Annotated in this window: 13 protein-coding genes; 7 read left to right on the plus strand and 6 right to left on the minus strand. The window is 60.3% G+C overall.

The features are described from left to right. Positions 1-30: 30 nt before the first annotated feature. The 5 genes from O4H62_RS10845 to O4H62_RS10865 all read right to left on the minus strand — a co-directional run bounded on the left by O4H62_RS10845 (position 31) and on the right by O4H62_RS10865 (position 4219). The gene (locus O4H62_RS10845) at positions 31-729 is read right to left on the minus strand and encodes a CpaD family pilus assembly protein (RefSeq protein ID WP_269387719.1); all 699 of its coding nucleotides are present in this window, start codon (positions 727-729) and stop codon (positions 31-33) included. A 14-nt stretch (positions 730-743) separates the two neighbouring features. Continuing rightward, positions 744-2297: a type II and III secretion system protein family protein gene (locus O4H62_RS10850; protein ID WP_430538415.1), complete on the minus strand. Its 1554-nt coding sequence runs from the start codon at positions 2295-2297 to the stop codon at positions 744-746. 8 nt (positions 2298-2305) lie between these two features. Continuing rightward, positions 2306-3115 (minus strand): Flp pilus assembly protein CpaB, encoded by an 810-nt coding sequence (gene cpaB / locus O4H62_RS10855; protein WP_269387721.1) that lies wholly within the window; start codon positions 3113-3115, stop codon positions 2306-2308. A gap of 283 nt (positions 3116-3398) precedes the next feature. Beyond that, positions 3399-3914 carry an A24 family peptidase gene (locus O4H62_RS10860; protein ID WP_269387722.1) on the minus strand — a complete coding sequence of 172 codons (516 nt, stop codon included), beginning with the start codon at positions 3912-3914 and terminating at the stop codon, positions 3399-3401. A 119-nt stretch (positions 3915-4033) separates the two neighbouring features. Then, positions 4034-4219 (minus strand): Flp family type IVb pilin, encoded by a 186-nt coding sequence (locus O4H62_RS10865; protein ID WP_269387724.1) that lies wholly within the window; start codon positions 4217-4219, stop codon positions 4034-4036. A 437-nt stretch (positions 4220-4656) separates the two neighbouring features. Here O4H62_RS10865 and O4H62_RS10870 point away from each other — a divergent pair, with 437 nt between their 5' ends. From O4H62_RS10870 to O4H62_RS10880, 3 genes are all read left to right on the plus strand, one after another. Then, entirely contained in the window at positions 4657-5070 is a 414-nt protein-coding gene (locus O4H62_RS10870; protein WP_269387725.1) for a pilus assembly protein N-terminal domain-containing protein, read from the plus strand. A 142-nt stretch (positions 5071-5212) separates the two neighbouring features. Beyond that, a complete protein-coding gene (locus tag O4H62_RS10875; RefSeq protein WP_269387728.1) occupies positions 5213-5821 on the plus strand; it encodes a TadE/TadG family type IV pilus assembly protein in 609 nt (202 codons plus the stop codon). A 49-nt stretch (positions 5822-5870) separates the two neighbouring features. Next, positions 5871-6443: a TadE/TadG family type IV pilus assembly protein gene (locus O4H62_RS10880; protein WP_269387730.1), complete on the plus strand. Its 573-nt coding sequence runs from the start codon at positions 5871-5873 to the stop codon at positions 6441-6443. A 190-nt stretch (positions 6444-6633) separates the two neighbouring features. On the opposite strand, the gene O4H62_RS10885 is transcribed toward O4H62_RS10880, so the two are convergent. Further along, a complete protein-coding gene (locus O4H62_RS10885; protein ID WP_269387732.1) occupies positions 6634-7575 on the minus strand; it encodes a phosphate/phosphite/phosphonate ABC transporter substrate-binding protein in 942 nt (313 codons plus the stop codon). A 234-nt stretch (positions 7576-7809) separates the two neighbouring features. Between O4H62_RS10885 and O4H62_RS10890 the strand changes: the two genes are divergently transcribed. The 4 genes from O4H62_RS10890 (at position 7810) to O4H62_RS10905 (ending at position 11494) form a co-directional block, all read left to right on the plus strand. Then, positions 7810-9030, plus strand: coding sequence for a phosphopentomutase (locus O4H62_RS10890; RefSeq protein ID WP_269387733.1), 1221 nt, complete (start codon positions 7810-7812; stop codon positions 9028-9030). Then, on the plus strand, positions 9027-9998 hold the full coding sequence (locus O4H62_RS10895) for an adenosine deaminase (protein WP_269387734.1): 972 nt from the start codon (positions 9027-9029) through the stop codon (positions 9996-9998). Before O4H62_RS10890 ends, O4H62_RS10895 begins: the two co-directional genes overlap by 4 nt. Positions 9999-10184: 186 nt before the next feature. Beyond that, positions 10185-10814, plus strand: coding sequence for a uracil phosphoribosyltransferase (upp, locus tag O4H62_RS10900; RefSeq protein WP_269387736.1), 630 nt, complete (start codon positions 10185-10187; stop codon positions 10812-10814). A 125-nt stretch (positions 10815-10939) separates the two neighbouring features. Beyond that, complete coding sequence (locus O4H62_RS10905) at positions 10940-11494, plus strand: retropepsin-like aspartic protease family protein (protein WP_269387737.1); 555 nt, start codon at positions 10940-10942, stop codon at positions 11492-11494. Positions 11495-11511 lie beyond the last annotated feature (17 nt).

The following is an 11511-nucleotide window of genomic DNA, read 5'->3' on the forward strand; positions in this document are numbered from 1 at the left end:
CTGCTTCAAAGAGCACGTTTCGGTTGCTCATCAGTTGCCTGCTATCGCGCCGTTCTTCCGATAGGCCTCGATCACCGTCGACCGCCGTTCGGCGTCGATCGGGGTCATGCCGCGCGGAGCGATGAGATCGCCCGGATTTGCGATCTGGGCGGCCAGATTGTTCTGGCTGGCGCAACCGAAATTGGCATAGTGCTTGTTTTCCGTCGTGTTGGCGAGCATGTCCTCGGGCCAGCGCCCGCATTCTCCGGTGGAAGCGGTGACCGCCATGAAGGCGATGCGGATCGGAGCGGCATCCTCGGGTGAGGAGACATGGTAGGGCGACGAGAGAATGCGGTCGCCCGGAACACCTTCCTTGCGCAGGACATCGGCCACCTGGGTCGACAGCACCGAGGCCGCGCCGGCATTGACGGAACCGACCGGAACCATGATGCGAATGGCGCCCGATGCACTCGAATTGTAACTCTGGGCGGCGCCGCGAACGGTTTCCCGCATGGAAATCGACAGGCGGCGATCTCCCGAGGCAACCGGAAGATCCACCGTGCGCTCCTTCTCGGCGACGATGATGGGATGATTGGTGCGGTAATCATCCGGCACCGCGCCCACGGTGACGCTGTGGCCGGGCCACCCGGCGCAGCCGGAGAGCAGCGATGCGGCAACCAGCAACGGGGCAGCGACGGCCCTGAGCGACCGAAGATCAGGATTGACGGGAACGGAGATCTTGCTCGACATGTTGAGGTTCCTGATCATTTGTAAATGAAGCCGACAACGCCATGGTAACGACCCGGCGGCAGTTCGGTTTCCATCCGGCCATAGACCCGGTTGACGCGGCCGAGGAAGAAGCCCGCGCCATCATTGACCGCATTGAAGTTGTCGTCCGGACGGGCGATCTCGTTGCGGGCGACAGGCTTGACGATGTAGGGCGTGGCGATGATGACCAGTTCCGTCTCGTTGCGGACAAAATCGCGGCTACGGAAAAGCGTGCCGAAAACCGGAAGCTTGGACAGGCCGGGATAGCCCGACATCGCCTGGCGAATGTCATCCTTGACCAGTCCGGCCAGCACGATCGATCCGCCTGAGGGCAGTTCGACCGCAGTCTCCGCCTCGCGGCGCTTGATAGAAAGCCTTGTCATTCCCGGGTTTCTCGTTGTGCCCTGGAGCGATGCGGAACCCTCGAATGTTGGCTCAGAGACTTCGGTCTGAACCTTCAGCGAAATACGGCCGGGCGACAGGACGACCGGTGTGAAGTTCAGCCGAATGCCGTATTCCACTTCACGATCGGTATAGGTGGCGGGGGTGGTTGCATCGCCAGGATCATACTGGTCGCGAATTTGGAACTCGCCGCCGACATAGAACTTGGCGCTTTCGCCGGAAATGGCGGTCAGGCTCGGCTCGGCCAGCGTGCGCATGACACCGGCCTGCTCCATGGCGTTGACATAGCTCGAAATCGAGCGGCCGTTCAGTGACCCGCTGGCGATCTGTGCAAAGTTCAAGCCGGTCGACAATGTGCCCAGATTGGCCGGGTTGGAATTGGCGAAGGTGCCGGAGCCGCCGGTGATCGAGGAATTGAACCCGAGCTGCTTGAGCACCTGCCGGCTGACCTCGGCAATCGTGACCTTGAGCGTCACCTGGTCTTCGCCATCGATCTTGAGCAGGTTGACGATCTTGGATTTCTGGCGGTTTTCAGCGTAAATGGCCACCGCACCTTCGCCGCTGCTACCGCTGCTTTCCGTGATATTGCGCGTGGTGGCCTCACCACCGGTCAGGAAAATATTCGCAAGATTGGCTGCCTGCGCCGCGTCCTGCGGCGTCCGCACCGAACCGGTCAGCACGATGTTGTCGGAGATGATTTCAACGCTGATGTCCGAATCGGGAAGAAACCGGGCAAGGTGAGCCTGAAGACCCGACACATCGCGTTCAATTTCCAGCTCGACCGCGACAAGTTCCTCGCCGTTCGGGCCGAAGATGAAGATATTGGTTTGACCGACGGTCTTGCCGAACAGGTAAAGCCTGCGGGAGGTACGTGTCACCGCATCGGCCAGGCTCGGGTCGGCGACCAGTATGTCGTGAGCGTCGGTGGGCAGATCGATCACAATGGCCTTGTTCAGGCCAAGCTTGACCCGCCGGCTGACGCCAGGGCCGGTCTTCTTGATCTTGATGACGCTTTCTGCAGCTTCGGCAGCAGACACGATCCGGCCGCTGGACGGATCCAGGCTGATTCCGACGATCATTGTCGTACCCACCAGAGCGATGCCGGCAATGGATGACAGGAGCGATTTTGCAATATGACGCACGTTCATTCTCCGCTTCAGTTGGTGGCGCCAACTTTGGTTATGGTGCCGGAGCGGATCAGCTGGATGGCCGCACTGCCGTCTTCGCCGCTCAGTAGATATTTCGCGCCGTCGGTGTCAGATTCCTGAACGTCGGCAACGCTGCGCAAAGCAAGGGTGAGCCGGTCGGCCATCTGCTGCGCGACGGTGATGATTTTTGCCTGCTCCGGCGACAATTCCAGAGTTGCGGTGGTTCCGACCGCGGTGCGAACGCCATCGGCGTCCTCTTCAATGCGCTGATCGATGGCCAGGATCCGGATGTTGGAAAGAATGACTTCGGTGAGGAAGCCTTCTTCCCCGGTCTTGCGACGCACCATGATCACATCAACCCGGTCATTGGGGAGGATGAAGCCGCCGGCGCTGGTGGCGACCGAAATTTCCGTCGCGATGGCGCGTTTGCCGGCCGGAAGCAGCGACGACATGATGCGGGACGAGGAATCAACGATTTTCTCGTTGCGCAGCGGCTCGCCGGCAAACAGCGGCAATCGAACAACCACGCCCGTAAGCTCGGTGATCGCGTCCGGACGGTTGTCGCGGCGGATCAATCCCTCGATCACGCCGTCCTCGGGCCAGCCCTTCCATTCGAGCGAATCTTCGCCCAGCCGCGCGCCCACGGGAAGGTTGGCCGTTGTCACCAGCACATCGATGGTCGGCATCTTCTGGATGACCGGATCAGAAGATACTTCGGTCACCTGAACTGTCGGTGACGTCAGGTTCATGGCCAGATACCCGGCCATTCCTGCGGCCAGGACAGCCACTGACATGATGACAACGCGGGCGGTTTTCATACTGTTTCCTCAAACGGATATTGGGTACGCTGGCCGCAGAATGCATTTGCAATCGTGTAATTATGGTTAATGACCCGGTACCAAACAGGGTTAACGCAAAATTGCCGAGGCTGCGGCACGGCCCCAGTCCCATCCAGCGCGGGACTTCGAGGGCTCTTCAGTCCCGCAGATCCAAAACCGAAAGACGCCGTGTGATGTGACCACACGGCGTCTTTCGGTTTTGGACAGGATTCATTCGGCAGATTTGCTCGTCGGCAGACGCGTCCGTGGCCGCAGCCACCGGTTAGCTGAGACGGTCGAGCGCCTGCACGAAGATCTGGGAATCGGGAAACGTCATGAAGGCCGCCGCGCCGATGGCGACACCATAGGGAATGCCGGCCCTCTGCTTGAAGATATGCATCGGGATCGGAATGGGAGTGACCAGCAAGATATCCTGGTTGGCGCGGATAAAGAGAATGACCAAGGCGAGGAACCCGCCGAAGACTCCGGTCAGCGTCAGGAACGCCACAAGGTCCATATTGAAACCATACCATAGAGCCGCGGCACTGAGGATCTTGGCGTCCCCGCCCCCCATCACGTTGAGGGCAAACAGAGCGAAGCACCCGGAAAACACCGCCAGGGCTGCGGCAACAGACCAGCCGAACGTGGCCAGGTCCATTCCACTTAACGGGGCAACCGCAAAGAACGACAGGGCCAAGACGACGGACACCCGGTTGGGGATCTTCATGGTCAGAATGTCCGTAAACGCCGCCATTGCCAGGCAGAGCGGCAGGATCACAAATATAGAGGCCTCGACCATCAATTCACTCCCGGGTTGGACAGGACAGTAACCGGCAGACCTTAAAAAACTGCAACACCAAACAAAAAGCCGCCCCGAAAGGCGGCTTTTTAGCTTTCACGTAGCGCAGAATCTTGCGCTTACTTGTGAATGCCGTTTGCAGTGTTCATCTTGGTCGACAGGCTCTGGAACTGCGAGTTGAGCGTGTTGCCGAGCGTGGTGGCGCCGGTGATAAGTGCGACCGAAATCAGGGCGGCGATGAGGCCATATTCGATTGCAGTGGCGCCGGATTCGTCTTTGACGAAACGATCGAAAAGATTCTTCATGGGTTTGTTCCTTCATCCACTAGTGTTTTCAGCACTCCGCCAGCTGCTTCGGTTGGTCGGATGTGACGATCATAGGAGAGGGGGTTTTCAAACCGCTTAACGAACAAGGTTAGCAAAAGCTTTCACGACCAAAGCGGCACGCATGGTAAACAACGTGCTAAGGCTGCGCCTGCCATCCCGGCCACCGGACTGTCACCGCGGTGCTGCGGCCACGGCACGGCAGCCAGCATAAGGGTCCGATGCCGACGGCGACCTGCACTTGCGAACCTGCGTATATAGTAAAGTCACCCGCGCAGACGGAGCCGGTCGGTCGAGGCTCACCCGAGCCCGCGGACCGCGACAGCAGCAAAGAATTTGCCCCGATCCGCCGGCTTTAAGCCTTCGTTCACCAATCCCGGCGATTTTAGGGGAGATATCCGCAATTCCGAGGAAACGGCATGACCCACTCCACCCCTGCGCATCGCCGGCTTGCAACCATCGTGTGCGGCGCGGCCCTGGCAGTGATGACCTCACTCCCGGCGAGCGCCTCGGAGGATTACATCCGCGTGTTCATGGATCATGCCCGCATTCTCAAGCTTGACCGCGCTGTCAGCAAGGTCATCATCGGAAATGCCAACGTCGCGGATGTGGCTGTCTCAGATCCGCAGACCATCGTCCTGACCGGCAAATCCTACGGCACCACAAATCTGGTCATCCTCGACCAGACCGGTGATGCGATCGTCGATGAACGCATTCTCGTATCGGTGGACGAAGCCAACACGCTGCGCGTGTTCAAGCAGACGTCCCGGTCGGTCTATTCCTGTACACCGGCGTGCGAAGAACACGTGCCAACGGTGGCAGCAAACCCCTGACGGTCCCCTGATCCCGGGCCGGACAAACCGGCGGTTAGGGATTCGTTTACCATCCAGGCAGCTTCCCAAAGCTCGCGTTACCAATATTCAACCAGTTTAATTTAGCGTCGGCCCCAGGAAACGAATGTCCGGGAGTCCGACGATGAATGTCGACGATCAAACAAGCACCACGCGAAGGCCGTCGCGGCGAGCGCGGCGCCTTTTGGCCCGTTTCCGCAAGTCAAACGACGGAACCGCCGCCATCGAATTCGCATTGCTGGCTTTTCCGTTTTTCCTCCTGATCTTCGCAACCATCGAAGCCTTTGTTGCCTTTGCCGGCGAGCAGCTGCTGGAAAACGCGGTCGACACGATGGCGCGGCAGGTCCGTACCGGCCAGATCAAGAACCTGAGCGAGGAAGAGTTCCGCACGAAATTCTGCGCCGAAATCAGCCTGATGATCCAGTGTGCGGCCAAGGAAAATCCGGACGATCAGAAGCTTTACCTTGATGTCCGGGAGTTTGCGAGCTTCGCGGCCATTCCGAACTACATCCCCAAGGTGAGCAGCGATCAGTTCTCCGATCTTGATCCCTCCAGCTTCGATTACAAACCTGGCGGACCGAAAAGCATCAACATTGTTCGCGCCTATTATCGTTGGGAAGTGATGACCGACCTCGTCAGGCCCTTCATCACCAATATCCGCAAGGATGGCGAGATGCCGCGCGACTACCTCATGGTGGCGACTGCCGCTTTTCGCAACGAGAATTTTCCATGAGTGACATCATGAGCATCTCGACGAGCGGAAACCACAAGGAAACAAGGCCATGAAGGGTATCCTGGTAAATCTGAACCGGACGGTCCGGAGACTTCGCGGCGACCGCTCGGGCGTCGGCGCCGTCGAATTCGCGTTGATCGCTCCGGTCCTGATCGTTCTCTACATGGGGTCTCTGGAAATATCGGTCGCCATGTCGGTCAACAAGAAACTGGCGCGCGCCGCAAGCACCATCGCCGACCTCGTGACCCAGGACGACGACGTCGACAAGGCCTTCCTGGCTTCCATGGTGAACGTGGCGCAAAGCGTGATGACGCCCTATCGCACGGACGGCATGAGGGTCAAGATCACGGGTATCGCTATCGATGCCACGGGCGTCGGCAAGGTAGAATGGTCGTGGCAGCAGGACAATACAAAGCCCTACACCGTCGGATCGACACAAACGCTTCCCAAGGATCTGGCCATTCCGAACACGTTCCTGGTTCGCTCCGAAGTCGAGTTCGATCACAAGCTGCTGCTGATCATGCCGGATATCCAGGATATCGACATCCGGACCCTCAACATGAAGAAAACCTATCACCTTCGCCAGCGCATCGGCGACAGCGTGACCTGCAAAACCTGCTGACTTTTTCCCAATGCATGTCGCGCTCATTGGATTCATTTGAGCGATAACGCACATGCATTCATTCAATAGTTTACAGCCGCCTTTGCGCATCTGATTGGATGCGCGGCGCTGTAGCGGCATTTTTTCAGGTGCAGCGCTGGGGCCCGCTGCCGGGCGCGCAGTCAGGCAGCAGAGGGCAGGCTGGCTCCTGTCACATCCGGTTTTCCGCGGACTGACTGTCGCTCAGAGCCTCGACCAACCCGCGGACATTGCGGTAGTCCTCCGGATCGGGGACGACGTAGCCGCCGCCATAGGCAGGCTCGAAGATATCAAGCAATCCCGGGGCTTTCAGAGACATCTCATCAAGGAAGACACCCAGGGCTTTCACAAGGTCATCGGGCATGGACCGGTGTGCGGCGTGCGGACCGAAAGGAATGCGCTGGGACGACCAGATAATCCGCACCGGTTCGGCCGCCTTTATCACCGGCTGGTTCCAGCCACCAAACAACCGTTCGACATCCGAGCCCGCTTCTCCCGGTATGTCCGGAACCCAGGCAAAGAAACCGTCGACCTTTCCGGTCTGATAGAGTTCGATGACGGAAGCGATGCTGCCGCCGCGGACCAGCTTCGGCTGCTCCAGGCTGCCGGTCTTGATCGCCTGCTGCGGGATCTGCCAGCCGGAGACCGACGCCTCGTCGGAAAAACCCACACTCAGCTGCGCAACGGGAAGGTTGACGCTGTCGCGCACCACCAGCACCGAGCGGAAGCCGGTGGAGCCGTCAGCGGCAACAGGGCTTCGAAAGGCGCGGACACAGCCGCAAGCGGCTTCGGTTGCGGCGAAGGAGCGGGCCGAATGGATGGCATAGCCGACACGACCGCTGGCATGGGCGTCGATCAGCGCCGCATAATTGCCCAGCTTGATGATCTCGACCGGTATCGCCAGGGCATTGGCGAACGCCAGCCGGATCGCCTCCAGCTTCACCGGATCGGCGGCCGCGACATGGTTTTCGACAAGACCTATGCGCAGGACAGAAACCGAATCGCGGTAGTCCGCCCGCGCCATGCCGGCCGACGCCATGACCAGCCAGATGACGGCCCAGCCGAGCGCCCGAAGACATCCTGCGAAACTGACACTGCGCTTGATCATGTTCATGGCCGATCTATACCATGGCCTTGCCGAAATGCACGGTTATGGTGAAAACAAGGTTACCGGGCGAGGGCAATCCCGACAGCGCCGCGCATCCAATCGGATGCGCAAGGGTCGCTGTAAACCCTTGAAGTAATGCATGTACGTTAGCGCTCAAATGAATCCATTTGAGCGCGACATGCACGTCTTCCGATAGCGCTTCAAACCGGTTAGATTGCCTGTCACTCGGAGACAATATTCATGGCACGTGCATTCCTGTTTGTTCTTGATTCCTTTGGCATCGGTGGGGCTCCCGACGCGGAAGCCTATGGTGACCTCGGGTCCAACACGCTTGGCCACATTGCAGAGCAATGTGCGGCCGGCCTCGCAGACCGGCCGGGATTGCGCAAGGGTCCGTTGTCATTGCCGCACATGCAGTCGCTCGGCCTGGCGGAAGCGGCCGTGAGCGCAACGGGGAACCTGCCGGCGGGCTGGACACTTGCCTCCAAGCCACGCGGAATCCATGGCGCCGCCAGTGAGGTCTCGCACGGCAAGGACACGCCGTCGGGACACTGGGAGATTGCCGGCCAACCGGTGATGTTCGACTGGGGGTATTTCCCCGATGACGGGCCTGCGTTCAGCGACGAACTGGTTGCGGCCATCGTCTCGGAGGCGGGACTGCCCGGCATCCTGGGCAACTGCCATGCTTCCGGGACCGAGATCATCGCCCGGCTGGGCGAGGAGCACATGAAAACCGGCAAGCCGATCTGCTACACATCGTCCGATTCCGTGTTCCAGATCGCCGCGCACGAAGAGAGCTTCGGCCTGCAAAGGCTGATCGATCTTTGCCAGATCGTGCGCAAGCTGATCGATCCGCTGAACATCGGCCGGGTGATCGCGCGGCCTTTCGTGGGCTCGGCCAAGACCGGCTTCGACCGCACCGGCAACCGACGTGATTTTTCCGTGCCGCCGCCGGGGCCGACATTGCTGGACCAGGTCAGCGAAAGCGGCCACAGGGTGTTCGCGGTAGGCAAGATCGGCGATATCTTCGCCCATCAAGGCGTGACCGACGTGCGCAAGGCGAGCGGCAACCCGGCGCTTTTCGAGGCCACGCTGAAGGCCACGCAGGATGCTGGCGACGGCGATATCGTGTTCACCAACTTCGTCGATTTCGACATGCTGTACGGGCATCGCCGCGACGTGGCGGGCTACGCCGCGGCGCTCGAGGCGCTGGATTCGATGCTGCCGCGTTTTGCCAAGCTTCTGAAGCGCGGCGACCTGGTGATCATGACCGCCGATCATGGTTGCGATCCGACCTGGCGCGGCACGGATCATACCCGCGAACGCGTGCCGGTGCTGGGATTTGGCCCCGGCATTGCCCCGCGCAACATCGGCGTGCGCACAAGCTATGCCGATATCGGCGCGACGCTGGCGCAGCACCTGGGCCTGCCGGGAACCGGCAATGGAAGGAGCTTCCTGTGACCGCCGGAATCAAGAAGGCCGAACTGCATTGCCATATCGAGGGCGCGGCGTCCCCGGCGCTGGTCAAGATACAGGCCAGGAAATACAATGCCGACGTGTCCGGCTTTATCTCCGGCGACCGGTACGTCTGGTCCGATTTCACCTCGTTTCTGGTAGCCTATGACGGCGCCGCATCTCTGTTCCGGACCGAGGAAGACTTCGCATTGCTGGCGCGAACCTATCTCGAGGGAATCGCCGCGGAAGGCGCCATCTATGCGGAAATCTTCGTTTCCCCCGATCACGCCCTGGCGTCGGGATTGTCCCCTGCAGCCTATTTCGACGGGCTGGCAGACGGCATCGCGGCTGCGAAAGCCTCGACGGGTATCGAGTGCCGGATGATCATCGTCGGCGTAAGACACCTCGGCGCGGACAAGGTGGAAGCGGCGGCGCGGCTGGCCAGCAGCAGGCCGCACCCGCTGATCACCGGCTTCGGCATGGCCGGAGAGGAGCGGTTCGGCAAGGTTGCCGATTTTGCCCGGGCCTTCGACATCGCCCGCGATGCAGGGCTCGGCATCACCATCCATGCCGGGGAACTGGCCGGGCCGGACAGCGTCCGCGACGCGCTCGACCATGTCCGTCCGTCACGGATCGGTCATGGCGTCAGGGCCTCGGAGGACGATGCCCTTGTCAGGCGGATCGCGGATGCCGGCGTGGTGCTGGAGGTCTGCCCCGGCTCCAACCTGGCGCTGAACGTGTATCCGGACATCTCCAGCCACCCGTTCGACCGGCTCAGGCGGGCCGGCGTGAAGGTGACGCTGAGTTCGGACGACCCGCCGCATTTCGGAAGTTCGATCGGCCGCGAATACCAGATGGCGGCGGATGCCTGGGGTTACGATGCCGCGCAACTGACCGGGTTTACCCGCACATCGATCGAGGCGGCGTTCGTCGACGAGCCGACAAGGGCATTTCTCTTGGGACAGCTTGACTGAAAACCGATACGGCAGTTGCCCGAGCCGGTTAATCGGTGTCTAAATCAACAAGGTCATCAGCACCGCGCTTCCGGACGATTTTCGCACCGGGACCGGTGTAGTGTTTTTACGAGGCCGGGCATATTATCCGCAAACGAGCTTTCGCCATCGATGCGGCGCCCGGTCACAGCTTCGAGGCAGGACGACATGGACGGTGTGACAGTCATCGATCATCCCCTGGTGCAGCACAAGCTCACCATCATGCGCAAGAAGGAGACCTCGACGGCGGGTTTCCGGCGGCTGCTGAGGGAGATCTCAACCCTGCTGTGCTACGAGGTAACCCGGGATCTCGAGCTGACCATGGAACGGATCGAAACGCCGCTCAAGGAAATCGACGCGCCCGTGCTGGAAGGCAAGAAGCTGGTGTTTGCCTCCATCCTGCGCGCCGGCAACGGCTTGCTGGAAGGCATGCTGGATCTGGTGCCTTCCGCCCGTGTGGCGCATATCGGTGTCTACCGCGACCACGAGACACTGGAAGCGATCGAATACTACTTCAAGGCGCCTGAGGACATCAGCAACCGGCTGGTCATCGTTGTCGACCCTATGCTGGCGACCGGAAATTCATCGATTGCCTCGATCGACAAGCTCAAGGAACGCGGTGCGCGCAATATCCGTTTTCTCTGCCTGCTCGCAGCCCCCGAAGGCATCCGCAACTTCCAGGCCGCGCATCCGGACGTGCCTATCTACACGGCCTCCATCGACAGCCACCTCAATGAGCAGGGTTATATCGTTCCCGGCCTCGGCGACGCGGGCGACCGCATGTACGGCACAAAATAGGATAGGGCCGCGACTGTTTGGATCCTCTTAACCAAGAGAGCTGAATCTGGACCAAACGGGCCGGCACTTCATCGACCATTAGGCTCGATACTGTTCAATAGACCGGTACTATCTGGAGTCCCGGCATGTTGAAGAACATTTTCCTCGTTTCCTGCGCCGTGCTCGTTATTTCGGGCCTGCCCTACTACGCCCAGGACATCTCGGCGCTGGTTGCACAGGACACCGCGACCGGCACCGAAGCGGCAGTTCCGGCTCCCAGCCGTGCGCAGACCGTTGCCGCCAAACCATCGGCGCATTATGCGACGGGTGTGCGTGCGGCGGTTGTTCCGATGAGCCGTGACGGACACTTCAGCGCCGACTTCCGTATCAACGGGCGCGTTATAAAAGGCCTTATCGATACCGGGGCGACTTATGTGGCGATAAACACGTCGACCGCCCGCACACTCGGCCTCGGATTGGCGAATTCAGACTTCAAGCACCAGGTGCGGACCGCAAACGGCGTCACCAGCGCTGCCCTGGTCAGTCTTGACAGGATGGAGATTGGGGCCATTACCGTCCACGACATCGAGGCCTTCGTGCTTAATGACGCGGCATTGTCATCGACCCTGATCGGCATGAGCTTCATGTCGAAGCTGCAATCCTACCGGGTCAAGAACAACCGGCTGGAACTGGTGAATTAGACCCAAGCCCGATGTCC

Source organism: Parahoeflea alexandrii (assembly GCF_027214025.1).
In the GTDB taxonomy this organism is placed as follows: domain Bacteria; phylum Pseudomonadota; class Alphaproteobacteria; order Rhizobiales; family Rhizobiaceae; genus Hoeflea; species Hoeflea alexandrii_A.